The organism is Ruficoccus sp. ZRK36, from assembly GCF_019603315.1.
GTDB lineage: Bacteria > Verrucomicrobiota > Verrucomicrobiia > Opitutales > Cerasicoccaceae > Ruficoccus.
Genome location: NZ_CP080649.1, coordinates 479945 through 494266, shown reverse-complemented (window position 1 = coordinate 494266; position 14322 = coordinate 479945). Strand labels below are relative to the sequence as shown.

Sequence of the window (14322 nt, the reverse complement as noted above, 5' to 3'; positions counted from 1 at the left end):
CCTGGACTGCATTGAGAGGCGGAACGCCCGCTTTTGCGCCCTACATGCACCGAGGTGAGAGGCCCTCGTCCTGCTCGCGAGTGGGGATCAGGATAAGCGGGTTTGGGTTGCTTGCGGTGGGGGAGGACTTCGCAGTGGTATCGAGGACGATGCCTCGCGGCGGAGCGCTGAGCTTGGACTTGCCGTCGGTGAGGTCGAGGCGACCGATTTTCTCCCGAAATTCGCGCAGGCAGGGCTTGGCGAGGGGGAGGTCCTTGGTCTTGAGGGGACGGCGGATTTGCTTGCCGTTGGGCTTTACCAACGCATAGTAAGTGCCCGATGTTTCATGGCGATAGAGACACTCACCCACTTTTAGAAAGCCCGGTTGCCTGGCTTTCTTCGGGTTGCTCATGTGTCAAAATCTGTCTGGTTGCACAAATGGGTGACAAGTTTGAGGAATCGCCGATAGAATTTCCTCATAACAGTTTTTTATTGAAAATCCTGGGGGCATAGCTCAGCGGATAGAGCAGTGGTTTTCTAAACCATTGGTCGGGGGTTCGAGTCCCTCTGCCCCTGCCAGTTTCTTTTATTGAGGAAGAGTTGGGGGGATACTCACTTCCCTGGTTGGGGCTTAGTGGCGGGTGCCGCGGTAGAAGCGTTCCTTGCGGTTGAGCTTGAGGCGGACGAAGTCCGGGGTGATGCCGATGTGGCTCATGAGGATGAGCGTGTCGTTGCTTTCGAGCTGGAGGTCGAGTGATGGGCGGATAGTGGTTTGGCCGTCGGGCTTACGGACGGCCACCACGATAAAGGCGCTTTTTCCGCGGGTTTCCAGCTCCTCGAGGCTGCAGCCGATGAGGGGGGAGTCGGCGGGGAGGGTGATCTCGTTCATCTCGAGGCCGATCTCGCTGAGGCCTTCGACAAAGGCGTTGTCGTGGAGGTCTTTCTCAAGGATTTCGCGTGCGTTGGGCTTGAGGACGAGATGGGCGATGCGGTCGGCGCCGATGGCTGCGGGCATGACGATCTTGTCGGCACCGGCTTGCTTGAGCTTGGACTCGGTGGAGGTCTGGTTCGCGCGGGCGATGATGATGAGCTCCGGGTTGAGCTGGCGGCAGCTTAGGACGATAAAGACATTGGCGGCATCGTTGGGGATGACGGTCGCTACGATGGATGCCTGCTTGAGGCGGGCTTTCTTGAGCGTGGTCTCCTCGGTGGCATCACCCTGGATGCAGAGGTAGCCGCTCTCGCGAATCTGCTCGATCTGGTGAGCATCGGGATCGATGATGAGAAAGTCCCTGTCGGCGCTGTGGAGCTGCTCGGCCAGGAGCCGCCCGATGCGCCCAAAGCCACAGATGACGACATGGTTTGAAAGCTGTTCGATGTCTTTTTCCATTTTGCGTTCTCCGAGCAAACGTTGGAGCTGACCCTCGGTCAGCCAGTTGATAAAGGCACCGATCGTGTAGATGAGGGCGGTGCAGCCAGCGACGATGAAGATGATGGTAAAGATCCTCAGCTCCGGCGTCATGGTGTTTACCTCGCCGTAGCCAACACCGAATATGGTGATGATGACCATATAGATGGCATCAAGTGCGGGCCACCCGGCCAGCCAGAAGACGAGAAACCCGACCACGATCGTCCCCAGGAACAAGCTGGTCCCGTAAAGGAACTGGCGATTGGGGGACTTCATCGGAGGCATGGCGTGTGGGGGTGAGTGCTACCGGCGAAGCAAGTTTGAAACCAGTCTGGATAGCGTTTGTTATTTGTCCTGGGGGCTCCAGATGAGCGTTCTGGGTGGTGTGTGTGGCTGGAGGTGGCTTTTGATCTGCGTTTTTATAAGGGAAGGTCCTCGAGTAGGTAATACTATGTAGACGTATTTCTAGGGTATAATCTGCAATCGCCCGTGCGTATTGTGGATTGACGGGAATTGCAAGGGGTTGCAGGCTGTATCTATTGAGGTGAAAACGGCTTACATCATCGAAGACGAACCTTTGCTACGGGAGTTAGTACAAACTTTCATCTCTTCGTTTACCCAAATGGAGATCCTCGGTAGCTCTGGAGATGGCGCCGAGGCTATGCGGGAGATCAGCCGCTTGCGGCCGGACTTGATCCTGGCTGATATTAGGGTGCCTGCGCTCTCGGGCCTGGAGGCTCTTTTCCTCATAAAACGGGAGCTTCCGAATGCGAAGGTGATCTTGTTTACCGGCTCAGCCACCCCGGAAAATGTTCGCATCGCCTGCGACGGGCATGTGGATGGCTTTATTGAAAAAGGCGAGGGGCTGGAGGAGTTTCAGTACGCGATTGAGGCGCTCTCGCGCGACGAGCACTACTACAGTGAGAACGTGCGCCACATCCTGGCGCAGATATCTGGCTAGCGGCTAGCCACTGGGCGGGAAAAAGGCGGTTGACCCAAGGCGGGTGAGCGCCTAATGCCTTATTTTTTATGACGGTACTTTGTGCCGCGACTATACCTGACTATGGCTGAAGAACGGGACATCAATAACCTCATCACAGTGATCGGTGGTGACGACACCCAACGCGGAGCTGCTCTGGCGGCGCTCGAAAAGCTCGTGCGCGAGAACTGGGACCATGTGCGGGTCGAGGGGGAGAAGATTAACTTCAATACGGATTGGGAGCCCCCCTTCAAGGAGCTCAAGGCCCTCTCCAAGGAGCACCCCGAGGTCGAGTTTAAGCTGTTGGCCGATGCCTTTACGAATCGCCACTGGCTGTGTTCTGCCACGATCGCCAATGGTAAGAGCGACGAGGAAGCTATCTCGCTGGTGGATGACGCCTTTGATGATCTCTTTGTCCAGATCTACGGCTGTTCCTATGAGCAGTGGGAAAAGGCACCGAGCGAGCCGTTCGGTAAGATCTTTGCCTCCTGAGTCGGGGGCATTAGTCAGTCTGTCTGGCTAGCCAATTGTGCGGGCTTGATCGCTTACGGTGTCTTTTTTTAGGCACAGAGCGGCCTGCGCTTGCTTTTTTCAGGCAAGAGCGTAAGCAGGAAGTCTTATGCCCGTTGTTGATAAACCGCTCCGCGATCTCGTAAACTATACGACGTCCAACCCCCGCCCGGCTGATTTTGATGCTTTTTGGGCCAAGGGGCTGGCTGAAATGGACGCTCTCGATCCGCAAGTGACGTTCAAGGACGTTGACTTCCCGGTCAGCTACGCGAGCTGCCAGTCGATGCACTTCACCGGTACGGGTGGCTCACGCGTGCATGCCCGCCTCGTCACCCCCAAGACACTCCCGAAGGAGCCGGGCCCGGCCCTGTTGATTTTCCACGGCTACTCCGGCTCTTCACCGGACTGGGTCTCCATGCTGCCGTTTGTGGCCGCCGGTTATACCGTCGCTGCTCTGGACTGTCGTGGGCAGGGTGGCCTCTCTGAGGACACGGTCTCGACGCGCGGGAATACCCTGCACGGGCACATCATCAAGGGTCTCGATGACGAGCCCGAGAAGATGTACTACCGCAACGTCTTCCTCGATACCGCGCTGCTGGCCAAGATCGTGATGGGCTTCGAGTGGGTGGATGAGACCCGCGTGGGCTCCAACGGGGGAAGCCAGGGTGGTGCCCTTTCACTGGTGTGTGCCTCGCTGGTGCCGAGCCTGAAGCGCTGCTGGGCGACTTTCCCCTTCCTCTGCGACTACCGGCGTGTCTGGGAGATGGCGCTGGACCAGCGTGCCTACTCCGGGCTGCGGGACTACTTCCGCCGCTTCGACCCCTGCCACGAGCGTGAGCAGGAAATCTTTGAAAAGCTCGGCTATATCGACGTCACGCATCTGGCCCCGCGTATTAAGGCAGAGGTGACGATGGCGATCTCGCAGAGCGACGACGTCTGCCCGCCGTCCACGCAGTTTGCCGCCTACAACGCGATCACGTCCGATAAGTCCTACGTGCTGTACCCGGACTTTGGGCACGAGAATCTGCCCGGTGCCAACGAGAAAGCATTCCAGTTCCTCATGGGACTGTAGTGCGTGACCGCACAGGACGATGATGGGGCTCTGCCCCATCGCTCCTTGCAGTCGCTGCCCTGCACTAGAGTCCGAGTTTGTCGCGCAGGTCGGTGACGATCTCGTCGGGAGTCTGGTCGATGTCCACGACCACACAGTCGTCCGGCTGCTCCAGGGCGTCGAACTGGCTGCGCAGCAGGCTCTCGGGCATGAAGTGTCCGTGGCGGGCGTGCAGGCGCTCGGAGATGAGGCTGAAGGAGCCTTTTAGATAGACGAGGCGTACCTGCGCATCATCGGGGTCGAGGATGTGGCGGTAGCTGAGTTTGAGGGCTGAGCAGGCGATAAAGGTCGGAGTGTCTTTGGGCTCCTGCTCTTCGATGAGCTGACGCAAGCGCTGGAGCCAGGGCAGGCGGTCCTCGTCGGTGAGGGGGATGCCTGCGTGCATCTTTTGGATGTTGGCCTCGGGGTGGAAGTCGTCCCCGTCGAAAAAGGTTCCGCCGGTGGCGGCGGCAAGTTTTTCTCCGATGGTAGTTTTACCTGAGCCGGAGACGCCCATGAGGATGATGACCATAGTGCGTGAGAGTTTGGAGATTTGAGAGAAAGGGGAGGGCGTTTCGCGCCCGGCACGATTGAGCTCGATTTGTGCCGCTTGGGGAAAGTATCGGGAGGATTATGCTCTTGCTGCCGCTTAGCCCGCGATGATGCGCCAGATGTAGTAGCGCCCGAAGCTCTTGATGTGGGCGGTGGCATCGTCCTTGGCATAGTCGTCGCTGATGCTGGGGACGGACTTGTCGATGTAGATCTGGCCGCCGGGGCAGACGCTGCTCAGGCGACTGGCGATGTTGATGGGGCGGCCGATGTAGTCCCCGACTTCGGGCAGGCGGCTGGCCAGCCCAAAGGAGATGCCGATGGCTACCTCCTCGGGGGCACCATGGGTGAACTGCGGGCTGCGGCGCACGACTTGCCAGCGGTTATGGATCTCCAGGGAGCCGGAGAGGCAGATGTCGATGGCGATCTCGCGGTCCTGCGCGGTGGTTTCCCAGAGGGCGAGCACGCCGTCCCCGAGGAATTTCACCATTTCGGGCGGGTACTTGATAAAGCTGTGGTGGACGGCCTGGTAAAAGGAGTGCATGAGCCCGCAGGTGTAGGGGGACTCGATGCTGGGCTTTTCGCAGAACTGGGAGAAGCCGCGCAGGTCGATGATGGCGGCGAGGACCTCGCAGGGGCGTCCGAACTCGATGGTGGTGTGCGCGCTGTCGTCGAGGTCGTACTTGTCGTAGAGGAGGCTCTCGAACTGGAAGAGCAGGAGCTTGGACAGGCTCTGGCTCATGATGGTGAGCCCGGCGGGCTCGTCCTCGACTGCGACGGGGCGGTAAATGGCCCTGGCATGGCCCTCACGGGTGTTGGGGCCCTCGAACTCGGCCTCCATGAGCAGGATGTCCTGCGGATGGCGCTGGAGGCGGCTGAGGATTTTAGAGACGTCCTTCTCCCGGTCGGCCACGGTGGAGTCGCTGCCTTCGATCGTGTAGCGGATATGCGAGAGTCCGGGCTGGACCCGCATAAAAGTCCCGCAAATGTCCCAGAAGTCGGCGAAGTCGATCCGCGGGATAGGGTAGTGGCGCTTGACGGCTTGGCCCGCTTGCATGGTCGCACAAGCTAGTGGGCCGGGGCAGGTTATGCAACGGTATAGCTATAAAAAAACCCGGCCATAGCCGGGTTTTGGAAAGGTTGCGGTGTTTGCAGTGGAGAGGTCTTAGACCTTCTCGACTTTGCCGGCTTTCAGAGCCTTGGCGGACACCCATACGCGCTTGACCTGGCCGCTGGGGAGCTTGACCCGGACGCGCTGCAGGTTGGGGCGGAAGGTGCGCTTAACCGTCTTGGTGACGTGCGTACCGATACCGCCGCTTTTCTTGGTCTGACCTTTGCGGTGGATGCGGCGGCCGCGTTTGGGGGCCTTGCCGGTGACGAAGCAGATGCGTGACATGGAATTGGTTCTCCTCTTAAGTGAAAAACGTGGAAAAGTAGACGTTCCGGGGCGCTTGGCAAGGGTTTTTTTCTTTTTCCATGCTGCTCCGGTCTGCAGGAGGATGCCCAGTCGGCCTCCAGTGGCGAGCTTTTCCTTCACGGAGGCTGATTTTAGCGGTTAAATGCCCACGTTTATCCGGGAAAGTGAGGTGTGGTGAGATCAGGCACTTACGTTCTTGCCGCCGGGGGCGCAGGTGTTTTCAATCCGTGCATGAAGGACGCTCTCACCCAGGCTCTTGCCAGTCCCGATAATCCCGGTCAGGAACCGGCCATCAAAGTTCTGATGGTAGACGACCAGATGATGGTCTGCGAGGCGGTGCGCCGTATGCTCGCCGATGAGCCGGATATCTCTTTTCACGCCATCAACGACCCCTCCAAGGCCATTGAAACCGCCATGGAGATCAAGCCGACGGTCATCCTGCAGGATCTGGTCATGCCCGATATTGACGGGCTGACGCTGGTGAAGTTTTTCCGGGCCAAACCCGAGACGAAGGAGGTGCCGATGATCGTGCTCTCCTCAAAGGAAGAGCCGGAAACGAAAAAGAAGGCCTTCGAGCTGGGCGCAAACGACTACATGGTCAAGCTGCCCGACAAGCTGGAAGTCATCGCCCGCATTCGCTACCACTCGAAGGGCTACCTGAACCTCCTGCAGCGCCAGCAGGCCGAGGCCGCCCTGAAGGCTGAGCTGGACGAGGCGGCCCGCTACGTGCGCTCCCTCTTTCCCGACCCGATGGAGGATGCCACTGTTAAAACTGACTGGGTCTTTATCTCGTCCTCGGACCTGGCCGGAGATACCTTCGGGTACCATTACCTCGACGACGAGCACTTCGCCATCTACCTGCTGGATGTGACCGGGCACGGGGTCGGAGCGGCCCTGCACTCCGTCTCGGCTATTAACGTCATGCGTGCGCAGTCGCTGCCGGGGGTGGACTTTAAGGACCCCGGAGCGGTGCTGGCCGGGCTCAATGAGGCCTTTGACATGGACAAGCACAACCAGATGTACTTCACGCTCTGGTACGGCGTGTACCACCTGCCCACCCGCACGCTCAAGTTTTCCTCCGGCGGGCACCCGCCCTCCGTGCTCATCACTGACCCGACCAACCCACAAGGCTCTCTCCAGACACTGGCCACGCCGGGCATGGTCATCGGCGGGATGCCGGATGCACCCTTTACCACGGACAGCACTGAGGTCCCTGCGGGCAGTAAGCTCTACGTCTTCAGCGACGGGGTGTACGAGGTGAACTACGCTGACGGTAACGGGATGATGACCGAGGAGGAGTTTGCCGAGGGGCTCTGCCTGCCCGCTGAGGAAGGTAAAACCAAAGTCGCCGGGATGGTTGACTGGGTCCGTCGCGCTCAGGGGCAGGACGCCTTTGAAGACGACTTTTCTCTCATGGAGATTATTTTTAAATAGCCGAATCGCGGCCTGATTGTCCCCGCACCCTTAACCCCCCTGATCTGCATATTTCTCTCTGCCACGATGGACTTTACCTACATCAATGACTTCAAGGAACTCGACCAGCTTGCCGCCGATCTCGAAAGCTTTGGCGAGGCGCACGATGTGCACCCTGCGGTGGTCCACACCTTTAATCTCTGTCTGGACGAGGTCCTGACCAACATCATTTCCTATGCCTATGAGCGGCCCGCCCAGCACCACATCTATCTGGCGATGCGCTTACATGAGGGGGAGGTCGAGGCCATCGTGAAAGATCACGGCAAGCCCTTCGACCCGCTGCGCGATGCCAAGGACCCGGACATCAACGCGCCGCTGGAGGATCGCCCGATTGGAGGGCTGGGTATTTTCTTCTGCAAAAAGCTCATGGACCACATCGAGTACCGCAGAGTGGACGATACGAACACCTTTACGATGCGTAAGCGCAACGTCCCGGATCTGCCCGAGGAGGACTGAGGGGCGCTGTCCGATCAGCTCCTATGCTGAGGGCATAAAAAAATCCCGGCCTGTGCGGTCGGGATTTTTTTATGAAATACAGGATGTTTCGCAGGTGCGACTACTCGTCCTCTTCGAGGATGCGGTGCTTCTTGCGGACATTTTTAAAGGCAAAGAAGAAGTAGCCGAATACGGTGCCCATAAAGGCACACCCGAAAGTCGCCTTGGTGACGTCCTTGCGGAGGGTCGTACGATTGGCGGTATAGACATCTTTCGCGTTCTCCAGGATCCGCTTCTGGTTGGACCGGATCGTTTCCCACAGCCATTCGCGTCTTGCGACAAACGAATCATTGGGCATCTGCTTGTCACGCTGCTCCATGGAGGGAGTCAGGTTGAGCACAGTGGTCAGGACCTCAAGCTCCTGCATGGTGGTGGCACTGTCGAGTGCCTTGCGGACCTTGTCCAGCTGTGTCCGCGAGACGTTCTCTGCCGTGGCCATCTGGCTACTCATCACGCGCCCCAGGCGCAGGCCATCGTTAACCGCGAGCGGGATGAGCAGGATGAAGCTCAGAGCGAGGACAATACTCAACCACGTCAAAATGCGTGAGCCGATGAGACGCCACAGGGGCATTTCAATGGTCGAGCCAAACAAGAAGAGGGCGATACCGAGGATCGGTGTGAACGCATTATCCACCAGCGCGTTGATGACGCGAAACTCCCAGTCGAAATTACCCGCCTGCACCGGATAGATGATGTAGGCGTACTGGAAAATCGAGTAGATGACCAACGCGGCCCCAACGATGGGAAGCGGGCTGGGCGTGCTGTCCTGGACTTCCAGGGGACGGTAATACTGTTTAAGGCGTTCGGTGAGTTTCATTTACCGGGTGGTGGAGAGACGGGTCTTTTAGTGCTGCTGTAGAGCGCTGCCTTAGAGTGGAGGACGCATCTTCACCGTCAGCTGGAGTTGCCACGGCATAGTTCTCATGGCGTGAGTGATGCGTACCACTCGTCTGGTTGAGGACAGGCTCTAGGCTTAAAACCCGGTAACTTCAACCTAATTTATAGGACGGAAGTCCCTCAGGCGGCTTGCTCCGGGGTGTCCCGGTTCAGGCGCTTGCGCAGGCGGCGCCATCCGAACAGGCCGACAATGGCCAGGCCCGGCAGCGGGTTGACGCCAAAGGGAACTGCAGTCGGCTCACCGCCACCGCTACCACCGCCGGCGGGGATAGCCACACCGAGAACGACCAAATCCTGATTGGCCGTGCTGGTCAGGGCGACGAGCTCGGTGTAGGGATTGTAGTTGTTCTTGGACTTGGCTTCTACCTCATTCAGGTAGTCCATGGCCCGGTTAACATAGTTACGGGTGGTGTTGTCGGGCTGGTTGCCGTCCATCTGGGCATCAATGCTGACCTGGAAGTCGCCACGGCTGAGACCGCTGGAGGTCATGCTGCCGTCATCGTCGTGGGAGAGCTCCCACAGGGCGAGCTGGAAGGCTGTCGACTGCTCAGTCGACCAGGAGCTGGCGTCCTGGCCCTGATAGTAGAGGTCGTAAAGAATCGCGATGTTACGAGCCTGAGCGTTGCTGAGGCCGCTGTTGGCGGTCGTCAGCGGGCTGACGCTGTAATTGTCGTAAGTCTGGCCTCTGGTGATGCTCTGTGCGATCTCGGCACAGAAGGCTACCGTCTGCATGTTGCTGGCGACATTATCACCCTTGATGGTCAGGTCGATCGTGCCCACGTGGAGGTCACGGGTGTAGCCATTGAGCTTTACCCGGACGCTGTGGCTGTTCGAAAAGCTATCGAAGGAGAAAGACACCGGTGTGGCGTCCGCTGCGGCACTCATGCCGAAGATCACTGCTACCCCCAGGGCGGCCTTGGCGATGGTCGTCTTGCTGAAATTCAGGTTCATAGTCGGAAGTGTAAGAAATGTATGCGTATCGAAAGGTATACCCCTACCTCAGGCCTGATACATCGTCAGTTTGAGGTGTTCCTTTATGGCTAATATTAAATTTTTTTCAAAATAAAGCAAAAACCCTACCTTTTGTCGGCTCATGCCGCGAAAAACGGCATATTCGAGAAGAATAATATATCGTTTCGCATTAATTTTACAATTTCACCGGGCGGATTTGTATCTCATTTTCAGGCTTGGGTCGGGTATCTTGCCCGTATGGGGCGTCTTTATGATGCAGTGAGGTGAGATTTATTCCCTTTTTACCTGAAATACTAAAGGAGTGGCCGCATATCCGGTTGTTTTTTTAGGAGAGGCCGGCACACTTACGGGTGTGATGCCCCGATTGAGCTTTCTGGCCGCTGTCGCTGTTCTAGGTTGCATGCTGGCTGCCTGCCGTCCCGCCACGAGCCACGACGCCGTGGAGCACGGTGCCGACGTACTGGCAGGGCCCTTGTGCCTGGTTAAGCATGTGGCCGGTGGGAAGACCACGCGAGTGCCCGCCAGCTCAGAGGGTCGGGCGCCGATCCCTACGGACCCCGTCCTGCTTACGGTCTGGGAGAGTGGGGCCGAGCAGCTTAAAATATGGGGAGGGGCGCCGGGAGAGGTACAGGAGCCCGGTGGATTGAGTTTGAGCGTGGGGGGACGCCCCTTGATTACACGGGGTGATAGCGACGTGCTTAGCCCGCAGGCGGCCGAGGTGTCGGGTACGCACGCTGCCGAATCCGGCAAGGTCGCTGATGCGCGTGCTCCGATCCTGCTGCGGCGTATTGATGACACCGGCGGCGAGGGGCGTATCTACTTGAGCGAGTCGGAGCTCGGAGTGTCCGTCTGGAACCGGGATGTCTTCTGGGAGCACGAGGGAGAGGTCCGCGTGATCGATAACGTCGCCACCCGCCTGGGCGAGAAGCACCGCTACCGGGTGACCTGGTGGCTCTGGACGGAGGGCCCCGTTACCCTTGAGCAGGATAAAAAGAAAACGATCGTCGACTGGCCGGAGGCCACCCTGATCGTCCAGTCGGGGGCATCCCTGCGCGTAACGGCTACGCCGCTGGCTGCAGATGCATCGGGGCAATCCGCTTCCTTGACCCTGCTGACGGTCGAGAGTGTAGAAGAACCGCCGGAGATCCGCGTCATGACCCGCCTGATTCCGGAAAAGGCCCTCGCTAAGGCCCACACCGCGACGGTGAGTCAAGAGTAGCTGTTTGTTATTCGTGCACTGAGGAAGCTTGCGCTATGATCAGTTAGCTATTCTTGGATTGTCCTTTTTCTTAGGGTCGCGACGATAGTACTCAGACTATGTTCCGTCTAATCTCGCTGTTTCTTCTTATCGCTTTTGCCTTGGTCATGAGCGCCTGTAAGCCTTCATCCTCTAGAGAGCCCATGAGTTCCGAGGAGTTATCCGAGGCCATAGCAGCCGCTACGGCTGCTGAGGATGAGACGATGCGGCAGCTTGTATATGTGGTGGGACAAGGGGCCTCAAGCTGGTCAGCGAGTGGAAGATCACCTGTCAGTAATGATAAGCCGATTGCGATGCTGGTTTGGGGAGAGGGCCTGAATCTGGAGGGGAGTGGCATCATCATATGCGGAATGATGGAGGGAATGCGAATGATGCCGGGGGCTGTCGGCTTGTCCCATAACCAAGAGCCTCTATTCGGTCTGATGCCGGTTTTACCCCTATCGCGGCTGGAGGACCCATCCTATGCTTATGGCTTAAGCTTCTCCCAGGTAGGGACAGCGGATATTCCGGTGTTGGTACGTCGACTGGATAATGCTGGTGGTGAGGTGCATATGGATCTCAGCCAGGTGGATCCTAAGCTTGCGGCCTGGAGCCGAGACGTTGTCTGGCGTGACGATTGGGAAATCCGCCTTTACGACGAGATGGTCGCCGAAAAGGGAGAGGCGTTCGCGTTCTCCTTTGTCGGTTCGTTCTATTGTCCAGGGGGGTTTACTCGCACGCAGGATGGTAAACGGGCCGTATTGGAGTCGGCCGAGTTCACGCTCATATTTGATGCAGATGTTCCGATTGAACTACGTGCTTATAAGGCGTCCTCTATTGAGAGTGATTCCGCCCAACCGGAGGAGTTGGACAGAATGCTGAATATGGCAACCATCGTGGTCGTATGTACTGAGCCGGTCGAACGTCTCGAGCTTGTGACGCGGATGATACCCAAGGTCGAGGAGACGGAGTAGAGCACAAAAAAACGCACGGGCCGAAGACCCGTGCGTAGAAAATGGTGGTGGCTGAGCGACTGCTCTGCCGCGCTTACTTACCGGAGGGGAAGGGGACGGAGGTGTCCGAGGTCTCGGCGGTTTGTACGGGCAGGGCGCGGTAGCGCTTGAGGATGTCGTTCTCCATGTCCTGCGGGCTGAGGCCGTTGGCGGCGCGCAGGTCGCTGCCGCTGCTGCCGTGGGCGACAAACTTGTCCGGCCAGCCGAGACGGACGACCGGCGTCATGATACCCTCGTCCTGAAGCTCTTCGAGGACAGCACTGCCGAAGCCACCCTTGCGGACGTGGTCTTCCATCGTGACGATGAGGCGGGCGTGGTTGGCGTCCTTGAAAAGCTGGGTGGTGTCGATGGGCTTGGCAAAGCGGGCATTGACCACACCCACGCTCAGACCCTGCTCAGCGGAAATCTTGTTAGCGAGCTTGAAGGCATCCTGAACCATCGTGCCGAGGGCCCAGATGATGATGTCGTCGCCTTCGCGCAGGACCTCGGACTTGCCGATTTCGATCGCTTCGGGCTCGTCCTTCATAGGGACGCCGACGCCGGAGCCGCGCGGATAGCGGATGAAGCTCGGGCCCTTGTGGTCGAGGCCGGTTTTCATCATATCGACCAGCTCGTCTTCGTCCTTGGGCTGCATGACGACGACGTTCGGGACGGCGCGCAGGTAGGAGATGTCAAAGAGACCGTGGTGCGTGGGGCCGTCGTTGGGGGAGAGCCCGGCGCGGTCCATGCAGAACATCACGTCGAGCTTTTGCAGGGCCACGTCGTGCATGATCTGGTCGATCGCGCGCTGGAGGAAGGTCGAGTAGATGGCCACAACCGGCTTGATGTTGCTGGTGGCCAGACCGGCTGCGAAGAGTACGGCGTGCTCCTCGGCGATGCCGACGTCAAAGTATTGACCGGGAACTTCATCGGCGAGGTGCTTCATGCCAGTCCCGGAGGGCATGGCGCCGGTGATGCCGACCACGCTTTTGTCCGCCTTGGCGAAGTCTACCAGCGCCTTGCCGAAGACATCCTGATAGGCGGGGGGGGCGCTGACTTTGCCGGATTTGGCCTTGCCGTTGGAGAGGCAGAAGGGGCTCGTGCCGTGCCACTTTTCCGGGTCGCCCATGGCCACATCGAAGCCCTTACCCTTGGTCGTCAGGGTGTGGAGGATGACCGGCTCGTCCGATTCCTTGGCGAACTGCAGGTACTGGTCCATCAGGTCCATGTCGTGACCATCGATGGGGCCGATGTAGCGCAGGCCGTATTTCTCGAAAAGGGAGGGATTCTGGTCGATGAGGAAGTCCTTGGCCTCCTGCTTGACCTTCTTGCCGAACTTCTTGATCGCCTTACCGCCGGGGACGGAGTTGAGGAAGCTCTCCACGTCCTGGTGGAAGCGGTTGTAGACCGGGTTGGTGATCAGCTCGTTGAGGTAGGTGGGGATGGCGCCGACGTTCGGGGCGATCGACCACTTGTTGTCGTTGAGGATCACGATCAGCTTCTTGCAGCTGCTCTTAATGTTGTTAAGCGCCTCCATCGTGATACCGCAGGTCAGGGCGGCGTCACCGATGATGGCGACCACGTGCTCGGGCGTGCCGTTGAGGTCACGGGCGGTGGCCATACCGACAGCGGCGGAGAGGGCGGTACCGGCGTGGCCGGCGCCAAAACAGTCGTGCTCGGACTCGTCACGCGTCAGGAAGCCGCAGTAGCCGTCGCTGTGGCGCAGCTTGCGGAACTTCTCGCCCTGGCGGCCGGTGAGCAGCTTGTGCACGTAGCCCTGGTGGGAGACGTCGAAAATGAAGCGGTCCTCGGGCGTGTTGAAGTGCCGGTGCAGCATGATGGTCAACTCGACCACACCGAGGTTCGGGCCGACGTGGCCGCCGTTCTCGGAGGTCACTTCCAGGATTTCCTGGCGGATTTCCTTCGCCAACTCGGGAAGGTCTTCCTTGTTGAGTGCTTTAACGTCCTGCGGGCCCTTAATGGAGGGAAGTATAGCCATAGCGTATAGTCTGAGTCGTCAGGGAGAGAGAATATCTGATCCCGGAATATAAGAAATGAGAGGTCTCAGGAGGCGGTATCGGCGTCGAACGCTTCGAGGCTGATCTGACCGTCTTCCTGCCTGAGTTTTTCGATTTTCTGTTCTGCTTGGTCGAGTTTGCGTTGGCAAAACTTCGCCAGCCGGGTTCCCGATTCGTATTTGGTGACCAGGTCGGCGAGCGGGATGTCTCCGCTTTCGAGGCTCTCGACGATATTTTCCAATCGTTCCAGGGCTTCCTCAAAAGACGCAGCGTCTTCCGTCGTTTGCGTTTTCGGCATATTTAGGT

Annotated in this window: 16 protein-coding genes and 1 tRNA gene; 8 read left to right on the top strand and 9 right to left on the bottom strand. The window is 58.6% G+C overall.

The genetic code is table 11. The features are described from left to right. Positions 1–40: 40 nt before the first annotated feature. Positions 41–391 carry a hypothetical protein gene (locus tag K0V07_RS02145; protein ID WP_220622886.1) on the bottom strand — a complete coding sequence of 117 codons (351 nt, stop codon included), beginning with the start codon at positions 389–391 and terminating at the stop codon, positions 41–43. A 91-nt stretch (positions 392–482) separates the two neighbouring features. On the opposite strand from K0V07_RS02145, the gene K0V07_RS02140 reads away from it, so the two are divergent. Then, a tRNA-Arg gene (locus K0V07_RS02140) sits at positions 483–558 on the top strand. 52 nt (positions 559–610) lie between these two features. On the opposite strand, the gene K0V07_RS02135 is transcribed toward K0V07_RS02140, so the two are convergent. Then, entirely contained in the window at positions 611–1663 is a 1053-nt protein-coding gene (locus K0V07_RS02135; protein ID WP_220622885.1) for a potassium channel protein, read from the bottom strand. A gap of 268 nt (positions 1664–1931) precedes the next feature. On the opposite strand from K0V07_RS02135, the gene K0V07_RS02130 reads away from it, so the two are divergent. The 3 genes from K0V07_RS02130 to K0V07_RS02120 all read left to right on the top strand — a co-directional run bounded on the left by K0V07_RS02130 (position 1932) and on the right by K0V07_RS02120 (position 3948). Then, positions 1932–2348: a response regulator transcription factor gene (locus K0V07_RS02130; protein WP_220622884.1), complete on the top strand. Its 417-nt coding sequence runs from the start codon at positions 1932–1934 to the stop codon at positions 2346–2348. Positions 2349–2450: 102 nt separating this feature from the next. Beyond that, positions 2451–2858: a hypothetical protein gene (locus K0V07_RS02125; protein ID WP_220622883.1), complete on the top strand. Its 408-nt coding sequence runs from the start codon at positions 2451–2453 to the stop codon at positions 2856–2858. Positions 2859–2985: 127 nt separating this feature from the next. Beyond that, entirely contained in the window at positions 2986–3948 is a 963-nt protein-coding gene (locus K0V07_RS02120; protein ID WP_220622882.1) for an acetylxylan esterase, read from the top strand. A 64-nt stretch (positions 3949–4012) separates the two neighbouring features. On the opposite strand, the gene K0V07_RS02115 is transcribed toward K0V07_RS02120, so the two are convergent. The 3 genes from K0V07_RS02115 to rpmB form a co-directional block, all read right to left on the bottom strand. Continuing rightward, positions 4013–4498, bottom strand: coding sequence for a gluconokinase (locus K0V07_RS02115; RefSeq protein WP_220622881.1), 486 nt, complete (start codon positions 4496–4498; stop codon positions 4013–4015). Positions 4499–4615: 117 nt separating this feature from the next. Next, positions 4616–5572, bottom strand: coding sequence for an adenylate/guanylate cyclase domain-containing protein (locus K0V07_RS02110; protein WP_220622880.1), 957 nt, complete (start codon positions 5570–5572; stop codon positions 4616–4618). A gap of 108 nt (positions 5573–5680) precedes the next feature. Further along, a complete protein-coding gene (gene rpmB / locus K0V07_RS02105; RefSeq protein WP_220622879.1) occupies positions 5681–5911 on the bottom strand; it encodes a 50S ribosomal protein L28 in 231 nt (76 codons plus the stop codon). Positions 5912–6163: 252 nt separating this feature from the next. Between rpmB and K0V07_RS16590 the strand changes: the two genes are divergently transcribed. Next, positions 6164–7366, top strand: a complete 1203-nt coding sequence (locus K0V07_RS16590) for a SpoIIE family protein phosphatase (RefSeq protein WP_220622878.1) — start codon at positions 6164–6166, stop codon at positions 7364–7366. 66 nt (positions 7367–7432) lie between these two features. Further along, positions 7433–7861: an ATP-binding protein gene (locus K0V07_RS02095; RefSeq protein WP_220622877.1), complete on the top strand. Its 429-nt coding sequence runs from the start codon at positions 7433–7435 to the stop codon at positions 7859–7861. Between the two features lie 100 nt (positions 7862–7961). Here K0V07_RS02095 and K0V07_RS02090 read toward each other — a convergent pair whose 3' ends face one another. Together K0V07_RS02090 and K0V07_RS02085 are read right to left on the bottom strand one after the other, a co-directional pair. Then, entirely contained in the window at positions 7962–8717 is a 756-nt protein-coding gene (locus tag K0V07_RS02090; protein ID WP_220622876.1) for an HpsJ family protein, read from the bottom strand. A 200-nt stretch (positions 8718–8917) separates the two neighbouring features. Continuing rightward, positions 8918–9748, bottom strand: a complete 831-nt coding sequence (locus K0V07_RS02085) for a Cys-Gln thioester bond-forming surface protein (protein ID WP_220622875.1) — start codon at positions 9746–9748, stop codon at positions 8918–8920. 376 nt (positions 9749–10124) lie between these two features. Here K0V07_RS02085 and K0V07_RS02080 point away from each other — a divergent pair, with 376 nt between their 5' ends. Both K0V07_RS02080 and K0V07_RS02075 read left to right on the top strand, forming a co-directional pair. After that, positions 10125–10988 carry a hypothetical protein gene (locus K0V07_RS02080; RefSeq protein ID WP_220622874.1) on the top strand — a complete coding sequence of 288 codons (864 nt, stop codon included), beginning with the start codon at positions 10125–10127 and terminating at the stop codon, positions 10986–10988. 98 nt (positions 10989–11086) lie between these two features. Then, positions 11087–11980 (top strand): hypothetical protein, encoded by an 894-nt coding sequence (locus K0V07_RS02075; protein WP_220622873.1) that lies wholly within the window; start codon positions 11087–11089, stop codon positions 11978–11980. Positions 11981–12053: 73 nt separating this feature from the next. Here the strand turns inward: K0V07_RS02075 and dxs are convergent, their stop codons facing one another. Both dxs and xseB read right to left on the bottom strand, forming a co-directional pair. Beyond that, a complete protein-coding gene (dxs, locus tag K0V07_RS02070) occupies positions 12054–13997 on the bottom strand; it encodes a 1-deoxy-D-xylulose-5-phosphate synthase (protein WP_220622872.1) in 1944 nt (647 codons plus the stop codon). A gap of 65 nt (positions 13998–14062) precedes the next feature. Further along, positions 14063–14314: an exodeoxyribonuclease VII small subunit gene (gene xseB, locus K0V07_RS02065; RefSeq protein ID WP_220622871.1), complete on the bottom strand. Its 252-nt coding sequence runs from the start codon at positions 14312–14314 to the stop codon at positions 14063–14065. Between the last annotated feature and the right edge of the window lie 8 nt (positions 14315–14322).

Bases quoted from the DNA above. Each gene is read 5' to 3' on its own strand.
- K0V07_RS02145 (WP_220622886.1), bottom strand. From the start codon at position 391: ATGAGCAACCCGAAGAAAGCCAGGCAACCGGGCTTTCTAAAAGTGGGT.
- K0V07_RS02135 (WP_220622885.1), bottom strand. From the start codon at position 1,663: ATGAAGTCCCCCAATCGCCAGTTCCTTTACGGGACCAGCTTGTTCCTG.
- K0V07_RS02125 (WP_220622883.1), top strand. From the start codon at position 2,451: ATGGCTGAAGAACGGGACATCAATAACCTCATCACAGTGATCGGTGGT.
- K0V07_RS02120 (WP_220622882.1), top strand. From the start codon at position 2,986: ATGCCCGTTGTTGATAAACCGCTCCGCGATCTCGTAAACTATACGACG.
- K0V07_RS02115 (WP_220622881.1), bottom strand. From the start codon at position 4,498: ATGGTCATCATCCTCATGGGCGTCTCCGGCTCAGGTAAAACTACCATC.
- K0V07_RS02110 (WP_220622880.1), bottom strand. From the start codon at position 5,572: ATGCAAGCGGGCCAAGCCGTCAAGCGCCACTACCCTATCCCGCGGATC.
- rpmB (WP_220622879.1), bottom strand. From the start codon at position 5,911: ATGTCACGCATCTGCTTCGTCACCGGCAAGGCCCCCAAACGCGGCCGC.
- K0V07_RS16590 (WP_220622878.1), top strand. From the start codon at position 6,164: ATGAAGGACGCTCTCACCCAGGCTCTTGCCAGTCCCGATAATCCCGGT.
- K0V07_RS02095 (WP_220622877.1), top strand. From the start codon at position 7,433: ATGGACTTTACCTACATCAATGACTTCAAGGAACTCGACCAGCTTGCC.
- K0V07_RS02090 (WP_220622876.1), bottom strand. From the start codon at position 8,717: ATGAAACTCACCGAACGCCTTAAACAGTATTACCGTCCCCTGGAAGTC.
- K0V07_RS02085 (WP_220622875.1), bottom strand. From the start codon at position 9,748: ATGAACCTGAATTTCAGCAAGACGACCATCGCCAAGGCCGCCCTGGGG.
- K0V07_RS02080 (WP_220622874.1), top strand. From the start codon at position 10,125: ATGCCCCGATTGAGCTTTCTGGCCGCTGTCGCTGTTCTAGGTTGCATG.
- K0V07_RS02075 (WP_220622873.1), top strand. From the start codon at position 11,087: ATGTTCCGTCTAATCTCGCTGTTTCTTCTTATCGCTTTTGCCTTGGTC.
- dxs (WP_220622872.1), bottom strand. From the start codon at position 13,997: ATGGCTATACTTCCCTCCATTAAGGGCCCGCAGGACGTTAAAGCACTC.
- xseB (WP_220622871.1), bottom strand. From the start codon at position 14,314: ATGCCGAAAACGCAAACGACGGAAGACGCTGCGTCTTTTGAGGAAGCC.